The organism is Sphingobium xenophagum (genome assembly GCF_002288285.1).
Classification (GTDB): domain Bacteria; phylum Pseudomonadota; class Alphaproteobacteria; order Sphingomonadales; family Sphingomonadaceae; genus Sphingobium; species Sphingobium xenophagum.
Window position 1 is genome coordinate 3,001,652 of sequence record NZ_CP022745.1, and the last position, 18,694, is coordinate 3,020,345.

The 18,694-nt window shown below is 64.0% G+C and carries 13 protein-coding genes and 1 pseudogene; 6 read left to right on the forward strand and 8 right to left on the reverse strand.

The window, feature by feature from the left end; genetic code table 11:
- Positions 1-6: 6 nt before the first annotated feature.
- Positions 7-2,475, reverse strand: a complete 2,469-nt coding sequence (locus CJD35_RS14650) for a glycogen/starch/alpha-glucan phosphorylase (protein ID WP_017184642.1) — start codon at positions 2,473-2,475, stop codon at positions 7-9.
- An 85-nt stretch (positions 2,476-2,560) separates the two neighbouring features.
- Complete coding sequence (locus CJD35_RS14655; protein ID WP_017184643.1) at positions 2,561-3,769, reverse strand: serine hydrolase domain-containing protein; 1,209 nt, start codon at positions 3,767-3,769, stop codon at positions 2,561-2,563.
- Between the two features lie 291 nt (positions 3,770-4,060).
- Here CJD35_RS14655 and CJD35_RS14660 point away from each other — a divergent pair, with 291 nt between their 5' ends.
- The 4 genes and pseudogenes from CJD35_RS14660 (at position 4,061) to CJD35_RS14675 (ending at position 11,267) form a co-directional block, all read left to right on the forward strand.
- Positions 4,061-4,573 (forward strand): RNA polymerase sigma factor, encoded by a 513-nt coding sequence (locus CJD35_RS14660; RefSeq protein ID WP_017184644.1) that lies wholly within the window; start codon positions 4,061-4,063, stop codon positions 4,571-4,573.
- A gap of 55 nt (positions 4,574-4,628) precedes the next feature.
- The gene (locus tag CJD35_RS14665; RefSeq protein ID WP_017184645.1) at positions 4,629-5,570 is read left to right on the forward strand and encodes a FecR family protein; all 942 of its coding nucleotides are present in this window, start codon (positions 4,629-4,631) and stop codon (positions 5,568-5,570) included.
- A pseudogene (locus tag CJD35_RS14670) lies at positions 5,554-7,976 on the forward strand (TonB-dependent receptor). Before CJD35_RS14665 ends, CJD35_RS14670 begins: the two are co-directional and overlap by 17 nt.
- Positions 7,977-8,063: 87 nt before the next feature.
- Positions 8,064-11,267, forward strand: a complete 3,204-nt coding sequence (locus tag CJD35_RS14675; protein WP_017184647.1) for an autotransporter outer membrane beta-barrel domain-containing protein — start codon at positions 8,064-8,066, stop codon at positions 11,265-11,267.
- A gap of 174 nt (positions 11,268-11,441) precedes the next feature.
- Here the strand turns inward: CJD35_RS14675 and gatB are convergent, their stop codons facing one another.
- From gatB to gatC, 4 genes are read right to left on the reverse strand one after another with little or no spacing between them, the layout of a single operon-like run.
- The gene (gatB, locus tag CJD35_RS14680; RefSeq protein WP_017184648.1) at positions 11,442-12,947 is read right to left on the reverse strand and encodes an Asp-tRNA(Asn)/Glu-tRNA(Gln) amidotransferase subunit GatB; all 1,506 of its coding nucleotides are present in this window, start codon (positions 12,945-12,947) and stop codon (positions 11,442-11,444) included.
- Entirely contained in the window at positions 12,940-13,173 is a 234-nt protein-coding gene (locus tag CJD35_RS14685; protein ID WP_095687174.1) for a hypothetical protein, read from the reverse strand. The genes gatB and CJD35_RS14685 overlap by 8 nt, the downstream gene beginning before the upstream one ends.
- Before the next feature lies 1 nt (position 13,174).
- Positions 13,175-14,659 (reverse strand): Asp-tRNA(Asn)/Glu-tRNA(Gln) amidotransferase subunit GatA, encoded by a 1,485-nt coding sequence (gatA, locus tag CJD35_RS14690; protein ID WP_017184649.1) that lies wholly within the window; start codon positions 14,657-14,659, stop codon positions 13,175-13,177.
- Entirely contained in the window at positions 14,656-14,943 is a 288-nt protein-coding gene (gene gatC / locus CJD35_RS14695; protein WP_017184650.1) for an Asp-tRNA(Asn)/Glu-tRNA(Gln) amidotransferase subunit GatC, read from the reverse strand. The genes gatA and gatC overlap by 4 nt, the downstream gene beginning before the upstream one ends.
- Before the next feature lie 140 nt (positions 14,944-15,083).
- On the opposite strand from gatC, the gene CJD35_RS14700 reads away from it, so the two are divergent.
- Entirely contained in the window at positions 15,084-16,202 is a 1,119-nt protein-coding gene (locus tag CJD35_RS14700; protein WP_017184651.1) for a DUF3089 domain-containing protein, read from the forward strand.
- The gene (ruvX, locus tag CJD35_RS14705) at positions 16,199-16,669 is read left to right on the forward strand and encodes a Holliday junction resolvase RuvX (protein WP_017184652.1); all 471 of its coding nucleotides are present in this window, start codon (positions 16,199-16,201) and stop codon (positions 16,667-16,669) included. Before CJD35_RS14700 ends, ruvX begins: the two co-directional genes overlap by 4 nt.
- Before the next feature lie 163 nt (positions 16,670-16,832).
- On the opposite strand, the gene CJD35_RS14710 is transcribed toward ruvX, so the two are convergent.
- Entirely contained in the window at positions 16,833-18,443 is a 1,611-nt protein-coding gene (locus tag CJD35_RS14710) for a L,D-transpeptidase family protein (RefSeq protein ID WP_478048180.1), read from the reverse strand.
- Entirely contained in the window at positions 18,392-18,646 is a 255-nt protein-coding gene (locus tag CJD35_RS14715) for a hypothetical protein (RefSeq protein WP_017184654.1), read from the reverse strand. Before CJD35_RS14715 ends, CJD35_RS14710 begins: the two co-directional genes overlap by 52 nt.
- Positions 18,647-18,694 lie beyond the last annotated feature (48 nt).

Here is an 18,694-nt window from a genome sequence, read left to right on the forward strand (position 1 = left end):
TTCCGCTCATGGCTTTATCTTCCAGATGTCGGTCGCATATTCGCGGATGGTCCGGTCCGACGAGAACCAGCCCATCCGGGCAACATTATGTATCGCCTTCTTCGCCCACAAAGCGCCATCCGTCCAGAGCGCATCGACATTGCGCTGCGCGGCGGAATAGCTGTCGAAATCCGCCGCCAGCATGAACCAGTCATGGTCATAGATGCCCTGGATCAGCCCCTTGTAGCGATCGGGATCGTCGGGCGAGAATACGCCGCTGGCAATCGCGTTCAACGCTTGGGACAATTCGCGGCTCTGGTCGATTACCTCACGCGGATTATAGCCGTTGGCACGGCGCTCGTTCACCTCCTGCGCGGTCAGGCCGAAGATGATGATATTCTCATCACCCACATGATCGCGCATTTCGACATTGGCGCCATCCAGCGTGCCGATGGTCAGCGCGCCATTGACCGCGAACTTCATATTGCCGGTGCCCGACGCCTCCATGCCCGCGGTCGAAATCTGTTCGGACAGGTCAGCCGCCGGGATCATGACTTCGGCCAGCGACACATTATAATTGGGCACGAACTGCAATTTGAGCAGCCCCTGCACTGCCGGATCATGATTGACCGCGCGCGCCACGTCGCCCGCCAGTTTGATGATCAGCTTGGCATTGTGATAGCTCGATGCCGCCTTGCCGCCGAACAATTTGACGCGCGGCACCCAGTTCTTTTCCGGGTGCGACCGGATCTGATCATAGAGCGACACGGCCTCGACGATGTTGAGCAATTGCCGTTTATATTCGTGGATACGCTTGATCTGGATGTCGAACATAGCGCCCGGATCGATCCGGGCGTTCACCTTCTGGCGCAATATATTGGACAGCGCTTCCTTGTTGGCCCGCTTCACGCCCAGGAATTTCTCCTGAAAGGCGCTGTCGTCGGCAAAGGGATCAAGGTCGCGCAGCGCTTCGGGATCGTCCATGAAACGGTCGCCAATCGCCTCGCGGATCAGCGCGAACAGCCCCGGATTGCACTGCATCAGCCAGCGGCGGAAGGTGACGCCATTCGTCTTGTTGTTGATCCGCGTCGGATAGAGATTGTGCAGGTCAGCAAAGACCGTGACCTTCATCAGATCGGTATGCAGCGCCGACACGCCATTGACGCTGTGCGATCCGGCAAAGGCCAGATTGCCCATCCGCACCCGCCGGTCGCCGCCCTCGTCGATCAGGGAGATGGCGCCAATCCCATGGTTGTCAAACTGACCGGATTTGCGCGCTTCGGCCAGCAGGCGGCTGTTGACGGCATAGACGATCTGCATGTGCCGGGGCAGCAATCGCTCGAACAGCGGCACCGGCCAGCTTTCCAGCGCTTCGGGCAGCAGCGTATGGTTGGTATAGCTGAAGGTGCGCCGGGTGATGTCCCAAGCCTCGCCGAAATCCAGCCCGTGATCGTCGAGCAATATTCGCATCAGCTCCGCCACCGCAACCGCCGGATGGGTGTCGTTAAGCTGGATCGCGGCCTTGTCCGGCAGGGTCAGGATGCTGCCGAAATATTGCAGATGCCGCCGCACAATGTCCTGCAGGGACGCGGACGAGAAGAAATATTCCTGCCGCAGCCGCAATTCCTGCCCCGCGGCTGAACTGTCGGCGGGATAGAGAACACGGGTCAGCGCCTCGGCACGATTGCTTTCGGCCAGCGCCCCCAGATGGTCGCCCGCATTGAATTTTTCGAGCAGGATCGGATCGATCGGCTGCGCCTGCCACAGCCGCAGCGTATTGACCCGCTTGCCGCGCCAGCCGGCAATCGGCGTATCATAGGGCGTCGCGATCACCCGTTCGGACGGATGCCAGTGCATTTGATGCGGTCCGGCATCCTCGCTCTCGACCGGATCGACCCGCCCGCCAAAGCCGATCTCGTAACTGGCCTCGCGCCGCTCAAACTCCCACGGATTGCCGTGCGCCAGCCAGGTTTCGGGCAGTTCCACCTGCCAGCCGTCGGAAATTTCCTGCCGGAACATGCCGTTCACATAGCGGATGCCATAGCCATAGGCTGGCACGTCCGTCGTCGCCATGCTCTCCATGAAACAGGCGGCCAGACGGCCAAGCCCGCCATTACCCAGCGCCGCGTCCGGCTCCAGCGCCGCGATAATGTCTATATCGACGCCCAGCGAGGCAAGCGCGGCCTGCATGTCGTCCAGCATTTCCATATTGGACGCGGCATCGCGCATCAGGCGGCCGATCAGAAATTCCAGCGACAGATAATAGACCCGCCGCCCTTCTTCCTCATAGGTTTTCTGGGTCGACGTGATCCAGGCGTCGATCACCCGGTCGCGGATGGAAAGGATGACGGCGTGCAGCCAGTCGTGCGGCTTGGCGGCGGCGGCATTCTTGCCGATGCGATAGGTGAGCCGCTCGACAATCTCATGGGCCAGGACCTGGGGATCGACCCGGCGCGGTTCGGGGATAGGAAGTTTGGTCTGGCCCTTGAGGTTCATGCGGCTGGTCCCCCTATATTGTCGGGGCGATGATGGCACAGCGTCGCGGCCCAAGCCAAAGGGTTTTTGCGGCGCAGCAAAAAAATCAGTGCGCCTGACCGCCCCGATGATCGACGATCGAAGCCCGGACACCAGCGCGCAGGTCGGCCCGCACCGGATAGGCGCTGGACGGGAGCAACTGGGTCATGAAAATGCCGATCAGTCGCTCGATCGGATCGATCCAGAAAAAGGTCGAAAACACCCCGCCCCAATAATATTCCTGGCTTTTGAGATCCATTGCAAAGCCGAGGCCAAAGCCGACGCCATTATAGTCGGCCTCACTGAACATGCCGGTCGAATGGCGGGCCAGGTCGCTGCCACCCGGCAACTGATTGTCCCGCATCATCGCCACGGTTTCGGGCCGCAACAGCCGCGCGCCATCGAATTCTCCGCCGCGCAGCAACATGCGCGCAAAGCGATGATAATCCGAAACGCCCGACACCAGCCCGCCGCCGCCGGACAGGAAGCGGCCCTGCCGCCGCCAGCCGCTACGTGCGCCAAGGTCTGCGATGACGCGTTCGCCATCCTCGTTCAGCCGCCAGGCATCGGTCATCCGCTCGACCTGATCGTCGCGCAGGACGAAGCCGGTGTCGATCATGCCCAGCGGATCGCATATGCGGGCGCGGAAAAACGCGCCCAGGTCCATGCCGCTCAGCCGTTCAACCACCACGCCCAGCACATCGGTCGACACGGAGTAGATCCACCGCTCGCCGGGCGAATATTCCAGCGGCAGCCGGGCAAGATCGGCAATGAATTCGTCCGACGTGCGTTTCTGCTGAAATTCGTCCAGCCCAAGTTGCCGGTATCGCGCGTCGATCGGCGTCTGGCGTTGCAGCCCATATGTCAGCCCCGACATGTGCCGCAGCAGGTCGACCATCCGCATCACCTGCTTGGGCCGCGCGCGATTACCCCGTCCGACGCGCAGGTTGGCGAATTCGGTGATGACGTCTGCCACCGGCGTATCCAGCGCGACCTTGCCAGCCTCCACCAGCATCATGAAGGCGACCGACGTGATCGGCTTGGTCATCGACGCAATGCGGAACAAGGCATCGTCCCGCAGCGGCTCGCCTGTCGCCCGCGCCGCGCCGCGCGCCGCCGTCAACACGGGTTGTTCATCGCGCGAAACCAGCAATTGCATGTGCGCCAGCTTGCCCGACGCCAGATAGGTCGCGTCGAGATGGTCGATCAGCGCACCGAGCCGGTCGGGGTCCATCCCCGCCGCCTGCGTCGCCGCCTTGTCCACGCCATCTGTCATGCTCAACGCTGCTCCCTACAAGGATTAAGAGATTTGAACCCATCCTCCCCTGCAAGGGGAGGTGGATGGCCGCAGGCCAGACGGTGGGGGGCAAGCTATCGATGGCTTCACGCCCCTCCGTCATCGCTCCGCGCTGACACATCCCCTTCCAGGAGAGGATGTTGAAGTCTGGATCAGGTCCGACCCTAAAACAGCAATGCACGCCCGTAAACCGCTTGCCGATTGCCAAGACCCCGCTTGGCCATCTATGGCAACATGCCAAGACTTGCCTCGCATTGGATATAGACAGGCATGGCCACCGGCCTCTCCGCACTATTCATGGCAAACCGCGCCGCCTTGCTGCGCTTCCTGCGGGCGCGCGGTGCCGGGGAGAATGCGGAGGACTTGATTCAGGACATGTGGATGAAGCTGGAGGCCAAGGATATCGGCCCGGTCGCCGATCCGCTCCCCTATCTTTATCGCATGGCCAATAATCTGATGCTGGACCGATACCGATCCGCCACGCGGCGCGAACGGCGCGAACAGGATTGGGCGGAAGGGGCAGGCGGCGTGATGGCCGATCCGGTCGACGACATGCCGGTCGACGAACGACTGATCCTCAACCAGACGCTGGACGAAGCGCGCGAGACGCTGCGCGCGCTCGGCCCGCGGGTCGAGTTGGTGTTCCGTCGCTTCCGTATCGAGGGGGTGGGGCAACGCGCGATCGCCGAGGAACTGGGGGTCAGCCTGACCACGGTGGAGAAGGATCTGCAAAAGGCCTATCGTGCCATGATCGCGCTCAAGCAGAAAATGGATACGGCATGAGCGGGTCGGCGGCGTCAGTCTCTGCAAGGGGCAAGAAATGAACAGGGCTGGAGCCATGATGCAAGAGGAAGCGCTGGGATGGGTCATCCGCACGCGCGATCCCGACTTTGTCGATTGGGAGGCGTTCACGCTGTGGCTGGAGGGCGACCCTGCGCGCGCCGCCGCCTATGACGCATTGATGGCGGCCGACGCCGACCTGGACGCCATCATCCCGTCCAGTCCCGCAGCCCTGCCCGCTGCCTTGCCCATTGCCGCCAATGATCCGGGCGAACCCCGGCACCGGACATGGCGCTGGGTTGGCGGCGGCGCGATTGCAGCAGCGCTGGTCGCGACCATTTCGCTGAGCATGATGAATCGCGCCGACATCTACACCATCACCACCCGGCCCGGCGAAACGCAGACCATCGCGCTGGACGATGGCACGCGGATCGACGTCAATGGCGGCACGACGCTGCGGCTCGACCGCAATGATACCCGCTTTGCCGCGCTCGACAGCGGCGAAGCGGCCTTCACCGTACGCCATGATGCGGCCGATCCCTTCCGCGTAACCGTGGGCGATGCCGTGTTCGAGGATGCGGGCACCGTGTTCAACATCGTCTATACCGGCGATGCGACCCGGATCGGCGTATCCGAAGGCAAGGTGATCTACAATCCGCAGGCCGAAGCGATCAGCCTGCCCGCCGGACGCGCACTGGCCGATGATGGCGATGGATTGCGGGTGATGGACGTCGCCCCCGCCGCCGTCGCCAGCTGGCGGCAGGGACGCCTGGTCTACGCCAATGCCGCCGTGGCCGACATCAGCCAGGACATCGCCCGCTCGCTCGGCATCGTGCTGACCACCACGCCCGGCGCGCGGGCAATGCGCTTCACTGGCACGATCCGGCTGGACAAAGACCCGGCGCGCTTCTTCGCCGGGGCCGCGCCGCTCATGGGGCTGAGCGCGATACGCACTGGCGACGGCTGGGTGCTGAAGGAAGGGAATGGGCCGCAAAGCTGAGCTCCTGATCGTCACCGCCCTAGCGATCGCAACGCCCGCGCACGCAGCGGACAGACAGACTATCAGCATCGCCCCTTCACGGCTGGGCGAGGCCGTGGTGGCGCTTGGCCGTCAAACCGGCGTCAGCGTCGGCATGTCGGACCAGTCGCTCGCCGGCATAGCCACCCCCGCCGTCAAGGGCCGCCTGTCGGTCGACGCGGCGCTCAAGCGCCTGCTGCGGGGCAGCGGTGCCAGGGCCATGATGATCGACGCCTCGACCTGGCGCATCGTACGCGCGCGCCCGGTGGCAACCGCCCAAACCCCCGCCCGCGCACCGGCAGCCCCCTGCCCGATCAACCCGTTGCGGAAATCATCGTCACCGCGTCCAAACGCTACACGCCCCTGCCCCGCTATGCCGGCATGGTCGAAGCGATCGACGCCAATCTCTTTTCCAGCGGCGAAGCGTCGGGCGGCACGGCTACGCTGCTGGCGCGGGTCGCCAGCCTCAGTTCCACCCATGCGGGCAATGGCCGCAACAAACTGTTCATCCGCGCCATCGCCGATTCCGGCGTCGCGGGACCAACCCAGGCGACCACTGGCCAATATCTGGGCGACATGCGCCTCAATTATGCCGCGCCTGACCCGGACCTCAAACTCTATGATGTCGGCCGGGTCGAGATATTGGAAGGACCGCAGGGGACGTTGTACGGCGCGGGGTCGCTTGGCGGCATCATCCGCATCATGCCCAACGCCCCCAATCTGGGCGAATTTGGCGGGCAGGTATCGGCGGGCCTTTCCGCCACCCAGCATGGCGCGCCGGGGGGCGATCTGTCGGCGACGATCAACCTGCCGATCATGCCGGAAAAAATTGCGCTGCGGGTCGTTGGCTATGGCGTGCAGGAGGGTGGCTATATTGACGATGTCAGCCGCGACCTGAACGATGTCAATCGCACCCGTACCTATGGTGGCCGGGCGGCTTTGCGCTTTGCCCCGGACGAAAACTGGACCGTCGACCTGAACGGCGTGTACCAGCATATTCATGGTCGCGACGCGCAATATGCGACCCAGTCGCTCGACCGGCTCCAGCGCGCCTCCAGCGTCGCACAGCCTTATTTTTCCGACTATCTGCTTGGCAATATCAGGGTCGAGCGCCAATGGGACAGCCTGCGCTTCGTCTCCTCCACCGGCTTCGTCCATCATGAACTCACCGAAAGCTACGACGCCACGCAACAGGATGGACCCAGCGCGCTGTTCCGCCAGCGCAATGACATCGACATCTTTTCGACCGAAAATCGGCTCGTGCGCGATCTCGACAACGGTCTGGGCTGGATATTGGGCGCATCCTATCTGCAAAGCCAGTCGAAGCTCCGGCGATCGCTGACCTCCTATGGCACCGCCATGTTCCAGCCGCAGGTGATCCCCGGCGTGCCCATGATCGGCCGCGGCTTGCCCGCCACCGCCACCGGGGTCCGCAACAAGGTCAAGGAAGCGACCCTGTTCGGCGAAGCCTCTTTCGAGCCGGTCAGGGGCCTGATCGCGACCGTTGGCGGACGGCTGACCAACAGCCGCCTGTCGGGCGAGGCGCTCGATCCCATTGCCGCCCTGTCCTTTGCCGATATCGCCCGCGCCGAAGCGCAGGCGGACCGCAGCGAAACCATCTTCCTGCCCTCCTTCGCGCTGCTGACGGACGCGATCCCCGACGTCACCCTCTACGCCCGCTATCAACAGGGCTTCCGGCCCGGCGGTCTGGCGGTGGATGACCAGCGCGTCCGCCGGTTCCAGAATGACCGCATATCGACGGCCGAGATCGGTTTTCGCAAAGGCGTGGCGGGGCGCGACGCCATCGCGATCAGCGCCAACCTTGCCTATACCGACTGGCGCAACATCCAGGCCGACGTGACCGACCGGATCGGCCTGCCGACCACCGCGAATATCGGCGATGGGCGCATATACACCGCCGAAGGACGCATTGTCGTGCGCGCGATCCAGCGCCTGACGCTGGATGCCAGCATCATCTATAATGACAGCCGCCTGACCCGGCCGGCGCAATTCCTGCGGGCGCTGTCCTTCGAAGGGCGCTCGCTGGACTTGCCCAACGTCGCCAATCTGGGCGGACGGCTGGGGTTCGACTATCGCACCGTGATGGGCAATGGGATGCGTCTGCATCTGTCTGGATCGGCCCGTTATGTCGGCAAGTCGCAACTGGGCGTCGGCCCGATATTGGGGCGGACGCAGGGCGATTATGTCGACACCAGCCTGTCGACCAGCGTGACGCGCGGCCCGGTGCAAATATCCCTTTCGCTGGCCAACCTGCTCGACAGCGACGGCAACCGTTTCTCGCTCGGTACGCCGTTCGACCTCCATACCGACTATTACACCCCGCTACGCCCCCGCACCGTCCGCATCGGCATGGATTTCGCTTTCTGAACATCGGTTCAGACGGAAATGCCGATCCGGCACCGTCCTTCCTGCACGCGCGCATAAAAATCAGGCGCGGGACGCAGAGGAGACATCATGCGACATCTACTGGCCTGCACGGCCATCGCCCCGGCGCTGGTCGCGCTGACGCTGGCCAATGCAACGGCCGCCACCACGATCGGCACGTCGACCACCACCTCAGTCAAGACGTCGACCGTCGCGAACGGATCGGCGGACGACATCGTCATCAGTTCCGCTGGATCGATCACCCTGACCAGCGGCACCGGGATCACGCTCGATAGCAACCATGACGTCAGCAATGCCGGCACGATCACGATCAATGATGCGAACGATGTTACCGCCATCCTCGCCGCACCCGGCACGACGGGGGACATCACCAACAGCGGTACGATCACCCTGACCGAAAATTATACCGCGACCGACACCGACAGTGACGGCGACATAGACGGCCCCTTCGCCAAAGGATCGGGCAAGACCGGCATCCGGGTCCAGCCCGGTGCGCCGCATGTCGGCAATATCGGCCATAGTGGTACAATCACGATCGAGGGTAACCAGTCGGCGGGCCTTCGGCTGGACGGTGCGCTGACCGGCAATCTGTCGACCAGCGGCATCACCAATATCACCGGCGACAATAGCTACGGACTGGTCGCCAATGCCGTTACCGGCAACGTCACGCTGCGCGGTTCGACGTCGGTGCAGGGCGCCAACAGCATTGGCGCGGCTTTGCTGGGCGACATCAATGGCGCGCTCAAAATCCAGGGCAACATCGCCAGCACTGGCTATCGCTCCACCACCCGTCCGACCGACGTGACCAAGCTGGATGCCGACGATCTGTTGCAGGGCGGCTCCGCCGTCGTCATCGCTGGCAATGTGAGCGGCGGCGTGATCTTCGATGTACCGCCGACGCCCAGCAGCACGGATACCGACGTGGACGATGACGGCCTGCCCGACGCCAGCGAAGGCAGCGCCTCGATCGTCACCTATGGCTCCGCCGCTGCGGTGCAGGTCGGCGCTTCCAATGCCGACACCGTCATCGGCGCGGTCGCGGCCGACAGTTCGGGCTATGGCCTGATCGTCAAGGGCCAGATCGGAGGCTTTGGCGTGTATGACGGGGTTGCCGCCAATGGTTTGAGCATCGGCGGACTGGGCGGCAATGTCACCATCGCCAACGGCATCGGGATCGACGGGACGGTGTCCGCCGTCTCCTACGACAGCAGCGCCACTGCATTGCGGCTTGGATCGGGCGCCAGTACCGGCACGATCAAGGTAGGCGGCACGGTCGGCGCGGCAGGATCGGCGCTGGCTGGCACATCGGCTCGCGCCATCGTCATCGACGCTGGCGCGTCGGCCAACGCGCTTACCATCAGCGGCACCGTCAGCGCGTCAGCGGCCAATAAGGAAAAAGGTACGGCGATCGCCATACTCGATTCCTCCGGCACGCTCGCCAGCCTGTCCAACACTGGCCGGATCAGCGCATCGGGCGGCCTGACCAACACCGCCATAGACCTGACCGCCAACAGCAGCGGCGTCACCCTGACGCAGGCGCTCGCGTCCTCGACAGCCGCTGCGCCGACCATTATCGGCGATATTCGACTGGGATCGGGCAATGACGGGCTCACCGTTTCGGCCGGCAGCATCACCGGCAATCTGACGCTGGGCGCAGGCAATGACAGCATCGCCCTGTCAGGCGCATCCAACCTGACCGGCAATGTCGACTTCGGTGTCGGCAATGCGAACCTCTCCCTGGCCGACAGCGCCAGACTGGACGGCGCGGTCGATTTCGGCAGCGGCAGCGGCACGCTGACCCTGGGCGGCACGTCGGCGCTGACCGGCGCGATCAGCAACAGCGGTAACATGGCGGTCGTACTGAACGGCGGCACGCTCAATGCCACCAACAGCGGCCCGGTTTCTCTTGCGTCGCTGTCCGCCAGCGGCACATCGACACTGGGCGTCACCATCAACGCGGCGACCAATGCCGCCACCGTCTATAATGTGGCGGGCGCGGCCAGCTTCGCCAGCGGATCGCAGGTGAAGGTCAACCTGACCCAGGTCGGCGGATCGGCGGGCGACTATGTCATCGTCCGTGCCGGATCGCTCAGTGGAGCCCCGGCGTTGGCGACCAGCACCCTGCTCCCCTATCTGTTCAAGGGCAATATCAGCGGCGACAGCAATGCCGGGACCGTCACCCTCTCGATTGCCGCCAAAAGCGTGACCGAACTGGGGCTGACCGGCTCGCTCGCCCGTGCCTATCCGGCGATCTTCAATGCGCTCGATAATGATGCCGCCGTCGCCACCGCCTATCTCGGCATCAGCGATGGCACGACTCTGGCCACCAATCTGCGCCAGATGCTGCCCGATCATGCGGGCGGCACGTTCGAAGCAGTGACGTCGGGATCGCGCGCGACCGCGCGCATCCTGTCGGACCCCAATGGCGTCTATCGGACCAAGGACGGGCGGCTGGGCTTCTGGCTGCAACAGGTGGGATTTGGCGGCGCCAAGAGCGTGGGCGATACAGCCTCCTACGACATCAACGGCTGGGGCGCAGGCGGCGGGGTCGAATATCTGACCGATCTGGGCGCGTTCGGCGGCTCCTTCGCCTATATCCACGCCAGCGACAGCGGCGGCAGTTCCAACAATGCGGTCGATTCCGATCAATATGAACTGGCGGCGCACTGGCGCGGCCAATGGGGTCCGCTGCTGGCCTTTGCCCGTCTGTCCGCCGCCCATATCGGCTTTGACGGCACCCGCCGTTTCGACAATGGCGATGTCACCCGCACCGCGAACGGCAACTGGAACGGCAAACTCTATTCCGCCACGGCCGGTGCCTCCTACCAGTGGCAGATGGGCCGCATCAGCCTGCGCCCGGCGATCGGCATCGACTATTATCGCCTGAAGGAGGATGGCTATAGTGAGAGCGGCGGCGGCGACGCCTTCAACCTCACCGTGCTGGGCCGGACCAGCGATGAAACCACGGCCAGCGGCACAGTGACGGCGGGCTATGACTTTGGCAGCCTGAAGCGTGAAGATGGCTGGGTTCGACTGGAACTGGAGGGTGGCCGCCGCCAGATCATTGGCGGATCGCTGGGCGACACGGTGGCCAATTTCAAGGATGGCGATCGTTTCACCCTGGTCGCCGACGATCGCACCAATGGCTGGACAGGCCGCGCGCGCCTCTATGGCGGCACCGACACATTCCGGGTCGGCGGCGAATTCGGCGCGGAAGAACAGCAAAATCACGTCGCCATCTCATTTCGGGCGACGGTTAACTTCGTGCTGTGACGTCTTGCCTATGAATGGACGGGCCACACCCCACAGACTTCCCGGCCCGTCCATTTCCGCCCCGGCATGATCCCTCCCCCAGGGGCCGGGCACAAAAGAGGGGCGTCGCCATCCCCACCGGCGACGCCCCTTAAATTTGCCCCATCCTCGCCAGCCGGAGGATGAATTTTCCGCTTACCCGGCCAATGCCTTCTTCACCAGTTCGTTCACGACCTGTGGGTTGGCCTTGCCCTGCATGGCTTTCATGGTCTGACCCACGAAGAAGCCGAACAGCGCTTCCTTGCCGCCGCGATATTGTTCGACCTTGTCGGCGTTGTTCGCCAGCACCGTGGCCACCGCCGCCTCGATCGCGCCAGTGTCGGACGTTTGCTTCAGACCCTTCTCCTCGACGATCTTGCCGGGCTTGTCGCCAGTTTCCAGCATGATCTCGAACACCTGCTTGGCGATCGTGCCGCTGATCGTGCCGTCGGCGACCAGTGCCAGCAATTCCGCGCCATCGGTCGGGCCGACCGGGCTGGTCTCCAGCGTCTTGCCCAGCCGATTGAGCGCGCCATAAAGTTCCGACAATAGCCAGTTGGCCGATGCTTTCGCGACATCGCTCTCGCTTTTGCCCTGGATGCGCGCGGCTTCGGCCACCAGCGTCTCGAACCAGCGCGCCGTGTCGGCGTCGGCGGTCAGGGTCGCGGCATTATAGGCGGACAGGCCCAGCGCCTGCTCATAGCGCTTACGCTTGACGTCGGGCAGTTCCGGCAGCGAGGCGCGGCATTCGTCCAGAAACGCATCGTCCAGCACCAGCGGCAACAGGTCGGGATCGGGGAAATAGCGATAGTCGTGCGCATCTTCCTTCGACCGCATCGACCGCGTTTCGTTGCGATCGGGATCGTAGAGCCGCGTTTCCTGCACGATCTTGCCGCCGGCCTCCAGCACATCGACCTGCCGGTTGGCCTCATGCTCGACCACGGCCATGACGAAGCGGACCGAGTTGACATTCTTCGTTTCGGTGCGGGTGCCGAATTCTTCGCCGGGCTTGCGAACCGACACGTTCACGTCGGCGCGCATCGATCCCTGGTCCATATTGCCGTCGCACGACCCGACATAGCGCAGGATCGTCCGCAGCTTGGACAGATAAGCCCCGGCTTCGGCGGGCGAGCGCATGTCGGGCTTCGACACGATCTCCATGAGCGCCACGCCCGACCGGTTGAGGTCGACATAGGAACTGGTGGGATGCTGGTCATGCATCAGCTTGCCCGCATCCTGCTCGACATGGATACGCTCGACGCCGATCACCTTGGTGCTGCTGTCCGGGTTCTTCTCGTCCAGCACGATCTCGATCTGCCCCTCTCCCACGATCGGGTGATAGAGCTGACTGATCTGATAGCCCTGCGGCAGATCGGCATAGAAATAATTCTTCCGGTCGAAGCGCGACCATTTGTTGATCTGCGCCTCGATCGCCATGCCGGTGCGGACCGCCTGGCGAATGCACTCGCGATTGGGGACAGGCAACATGCCGGGCATGGCCGCATCGACCAGGCTGACCTGCGTGTTCGGCTCTGCCCCGAAGGCAGTCGCCGCGCCGGAAAACAGCTTGGCATTCGACGTCACCTGCGCATGGACTTCCAGGCCGATCACGACCTCCCACTCGCCGGTTGCGCCCTGGATGCGATAGGTTGATTCAGTCATTCGCTTCTTGCCCATCAATTTCTGTCGGAGCGATCCGACCTTTGCCTCGGCGACCCTTAACCCACAGGCTGGTCCTGGGACGATCGGATGTCGCTTCCGCCGTCGCCATGACGATCTTCTGCCGCTTGGCTGGTCGATCATCCTTACGCTGATATCGCTGTTTCTCAGAAACAGTGAAGGAACCAAGCAAATCGACAAGTCCCCCCACCAGTTCTGCGAAACTCATATTACCACCACTTGTCCGGTCGCGCGGTGAAGCCCGAACGCTCCTCGATCGCCAGCGAAGCGTTCAGCACAGTCTGCTCGTCCAGCGCCTTGCCGATCACCTGCAATCCGATTGGCAGCCCCGCCGAATCCAGCCCGCCCGGCACAGCCATCGCGGGCAGCCCCGCCAGCGAGCCCGGCACGGTGAATACGTCATTCAGATACATGGCCAGTGGATCGGCCTGCTTCTCACCCAGCGCGAAGGAGGAACTGGGCGCGGTCGGCGTCAGCAGCAGGTCGCATTTTTCAAACGCGAGTTCGAAGTCGCGCGCGATCAGTGCCCGCACCTTCTGCGCCTGGGTATAATAAGCGTCGTAGAAGCCGGCAGACAGCACATAGGTGCCGATCATGATGCGGCGCTTGACCTCCGGCCCGAAACCGGCGGCGCGGGTTGCGGCATACATATCCTGCAAACCAGCGCCATCGGGCAGGTCGCGCTGGCCATAGCGCACGCCGTCATAGCGGGCGAGGTTGGACGACGCTTCGGCAGGCGCGATGATATAATAGGTCGGCAGCGCATATTGGGTATGCGGCAGCGATACCTCCACCACATTGGCGCCTGCGTCCTTCAGCCATTCGATGCCGCGATCCCACATGGCGGAGATTTCGGCGTTCAGGCCATCGGGACGATATTCCTTCGGAATGCCGACCGTCTTGCCCTTGAGGTCGCTCGACAGATTGGCTTCCCACTGCGGCACCGGCAGGTCGAGGCTGGTCGAATCCTTGGGGTCAAAGCCCGACATGACTTCCAGCAGGATCGCATTGTCGCGAACCGTCCGCGCCATCGGCCCGGCCTGATCGAGCGAGGACGCAAAGGCCACGATGCCCCAGCGCGAGCAGCGGCCATAGGTCGGCTTGATCCCCGAAATGCCAGTGAAGGCGGCAGGCTGGCGGATCGAGCCGCCAGTATCCGTGCCGGTCGCCGCCGGGCACAGCCGCGCGGAAATGGCCGAGGAAGAACCGCCCGAAGAGCCGCCGGGCGCGAGTGCGGCATTGTCGCCACCGCCACGCTTCCATGGGGAGATAACATTGCCGAAATAGCTGGTCTCGTTGGACGATCCCATGGCGAACTGATCCAGGTTCAGCTTGCCCAGCATCCCCGCGCCTGCCGCCCACAGCTTGCCCGATACGGTGGATTCATAGGTCGGGACGAACCCTTCCAGCATGTGCGACGCCGCGGTGGTCTGCACCCCTTTGGTGCAGAACAGATCCTTCATGCCGATCGGCACACCGGCCAGCGCGCCCGGCGTTTCGCCAGCAGCCTTCGCCTTGTCGGCCGCGTCGGCGGCTTCCAGCGCCTTGTCCGGCGTCTCGACGATGAAGGCGTTGAGCGCCTTGGCCGCCGCGACATTGGCGTTGAACCCTTCGGCCACTTCGCGCGCGGAAAAATCGCCAGCGCGAAACCCGTCGCGGATTTCGGCTACGGTCAGGTCAGTCAGATTGGTCACTCGATCACCTTGGGAACGGCAAAAAAGCCATGTTCGGCCTGGGGGGCATTGGCCAGCACAAGTTCGCGGACATTGCCGTCGGTCACGACATCCTCACGCAGGCGCTGAACATTGGGAATGACGGCGGTCATCGGCTCTATGCCGGTGACGTCCACCTCGCCCAATTGCTCCACCCAGCCAAGGATGTTGTTGAGTTCGGGCACCATCGCTTGCGCTTCGGCGTCAGTCACCGAAATGCGCGAAAGGCTGGCGATCTTTTTTACAGTTTGAAGGTCTATCGACATGGCTTCGCCGCTAGCACTCGGTTCAACCTGCTTCAAGGGGCGACCTGTCGACCATGGTTCATCTTGCGCAGGCGCAGCGCTTGCGCCAGACAGGCGGGGAGAAGGGCGGGCCAGGGTCCACCCGACATCGGAGAGCAGTCGTGGCGCGCAAATTCCTCTATGTATTCGCTGGCCTGATTGTGTTGGTGATCGTGGGTAAGCTGGCTTATGGAATCTTGCAGCCCCAATTGATGCGTATTGCAATGGTCCCGCGCGAAGCGTTTAGCGACCTTCAACCCCTGCCTGCCGACGCTTATGACAAGCAGGCGATGTGGATCGCCAGGCCCGACATCTTAAAGGATAATCCCGCGCTCTGGACGCCACAGGGGGTCAAGGATGCGCCCGTTCCGGAAAAGGCTGCGGTATTCTTCATCCACCCTACCAGCTACATCACCACCTTTAGCAACGCTCATTGGAACGCGCCGATTGGCGAGAAGGAAGCTGACGCAACCGCGCGCCGCTTCGTGACCGGCCAGGCCAGTGCGTTCAATGCGGCTGGCAATATCTGGGCGCCGCGCTATCGCCAGGCCAACTTTGGCGCCTTTCTGACCGACGGGCCGGAGGGGGACAAGGCGCTTGCCGTCGCCTATCGCGACGTGGCCCAGGCGTTCGCTGCTTTCCTGAAAGCCAATCCTACCGGGCCGCTGATACTGGCCGGGCATAGCCAGGGGTCGCGCCACCTGCTGCAATTGCTGCGCGAACAAGTCGCGGGCAAGCCGGTCGAAAAGCGGATCGCCGCTGTCTATGCCGTGGGCTGGCCGATTTCGGTCGAGGCAGACCTGCCCGCACTCGGCCTGCCTGCCTGCGCGCGCGCAGCGCAGGCGCATTGCATCGTCAGTTGGCAAAGCTATGCCGAACCGGCCGATCCGTCAGCGGTGATCGAAACATTCGGCAAGAAAACCGGCTATACCGGCAAGCCGCGCAAGGGCACCCACATGCTCTGCACCAACCCCATCACCGGCGCGTTCAACGGCGCAGCGCCCGCCAGCGCCAATCGCGGCACGCTCGACAGCCGCGACGCAGGCAAGCCCCCGCGTCTCCTGTCAGGCATCGTGCCCGCCCGCTGCGACACCAGCGGCGTGCTGATGATCGGCGAACCGGTGGACATGGGCCCCTTCACCCTGCCCGGCAACAACTACCATGTGTATGATTACAGCCTGTTCTGGGCCAACGTCCGCAACGACGCCCGGCAGCGGCTGGCCGCATTCCTGAAGTCATGAGCCTGCTGACCACGGATCGCGTCGCCTTTCGCGAATGCCTGCCCGAAGGCGGGCGACTGATCGGCATGGATGTCGGCACCAAGACGATCGGACTGGCGCTGTGCGACGATCGCTGGTCGATCGCCAGCCCGGCCCACACGATCAATCGCGGCAAGTTCACCAAGGACAAGATCGCGATCGCCGCCTTCATCGCGCAGCAGCAGGTCAAGGGCATCGTCATCGGCCTGCCGCTCAACCTGGACGGCACAGGCAGCCCGCGCAGCCAGTCCAGCCGCGCCTTTGCGCAAAATCTGACCGATCTGGGCCTCCCCATCCTGTTGTGGGACGAACGCTGGTCGACCCAGGCCGTCACCCGCACCCTGCTGGAAGCCGACGCCAGCCGTGCCCGGCGCGAGGTACTGGTCGACAAGCTGGCGGCGAGTTACATTTTGCAGGGCGCGATTGATGGGCTGGTGGCGGGTCTTTAGGCCAGCGAATGCTCCATCCTCACCGTCATCCTGAATTTATTTCAGGATCCATCGTGCCCCAAAAGCCGCCGCTGGAGACGAGAAATGGATGCTGAAACAAGTTCAGCATGACGATGATGGCGGGGGCGGAGTCATATATGATAGCCCCGCATTTGATGCGCTCCTAATCCCCGTCCCGCCCGTACACATCCGGCAGAAACTGCACCCCCTGCGCGGTCGGAACGGCGGTCAGATAGGTGAGATATACCGGCACCGGCTGCGGCAAAGGCTGATGCTGTTCCGGCGCGCTGCCGTCCGCCACCGGCTGCTTGCCGAAGAACCAGCGGCCAAGGCGCTGCGCATCCTCCAGGCGGACGCAGCCATTGCTGAAATGGCGCGCAGGCTTGGCGAACAGGTCGCGCGAGGGCGTGTCGTGCAGGTAGATGCCAAGGTCGTTGGGGAACATGAATTTCACCCGGCCCATGGCATTGTCGCCGCCCGGCAATTGCCGCACCCGCACTTCGCTGCGCCCCGCCGCGACCGAACCCCAGTCGACCGCGCTCTGGGCAAGAGGCGCGGGATTGGCGCTCCAGTCGGCCAATGCCTCATAATGCATGCCCTTGAGCGAAGCGCCTTTCAGGATTTTTGGCGCGACCCGGCTTTGCACCAGATCGGGCGGGATGTTCCAATAGGGGTTGAGCGTGGCGTAGCGGATCATGCCCGCCATCATCGGCGTCTGCGATTCCCTGGCGCCAGCCACGACCTTCATCGTGCCGTCGAGCGCGCCTTTGCTGTAATACCAGAGGCGCGCCGATGCGGCATCCACCACGACATGCCGCACCCAGGGTCCGGGAAGCAGCCGGGCCCGCTCCATATTGAGCGCCAACTGCCGGTCATAATAAGCCGGTCCCCGGTTGAGCGCGCTGATCGTCTGCCCGCCCGCTATGCCGTCCGCGGACAGCCCATGATCGCTCTGGAACGCGCGCACACGCGCTGTCAGTGCCCGGTCATAGGCGGCGCCCTGGGCCAAGCCGAGCCGATGGCGCAGCAGAGCGATTTCCGGCGTGCTGCCGCCGGGGCGCAGCTTCACCCCTTCCGGCACCGTAACGCCCGGCAGGTCGCCCCAGCGCGCCCGGTAATCGGCGCGGGCCGTGCGCAGGCGCATGTAAAAGGGACTCATCCAGCCAGCGGTCTGAATATAGTCGGTGAGCGACGGGGTCACGGCAGCGGCACGCAGCAGGTCCGATGGATCGGGATCGCGCGGTTCGACTTCCGGGTCCAAATAGCGCATGCCGATGCCGCGTGCGGGACGGCGCATGTCTGCGACCAGCGCGGCAAAGGCTTTTGACAGCGCCAGATCGGCGCGGGCCAGTGCCTTGGGCGTGGGGCTGGCGTCCGCTTCCTCGATCAGGCGCTGGAGGCCGCGCGGATCATAATCACGCGGGTCGAGGCCATCGACATCGACGCTGGCGATCAGCGCCAGCAATGCGTCGGCCTGCGGCCCGATCGCGTCCTTTTCCACCCAGAGCGGCCAATAGCCGCGCGGACCGTAAAAATCCTTGAGCTTTCCGCTCACGCCCGCGCGAATTTCGCTCGCGACGCTGGCTTTCGCCGCGTCCGCAGGCGCATCGGCGGGCTGGGCACGCGCGGACACAGGCAGCGCGACGGCGCAGGCCGCAAGCAGCAGAGCGAGGGGAAAGGCGCGGGCGCGGCGGTGGTGCCGCGCCCGGTTCATCTTACGGATCAGCCGCGTTCTCCGCGACGGGGCGGCGGCGGCGGGGGCGGCGGCGGGCAAGGCGGCCCCTGCACGGCATGATACATGCCGTCCGACGTGTAATAGCCATCGACATAGCCGTCGCCATCGCGATCGGCAGCGACCGTACCGGCAATCGCGCCCGGCCCGACGGGCGGCGCAACGGTAACGGGCGGTTCATTCTTGGCGCAGGCGCTCAGCGCGAACAGCCCGGCGGCAGCCAAAGCCATATGGTTGATTTTCATATCTTCTCCCTGGGCGCGATGGCGGGGATCGCCGGACGCCGCATTGAC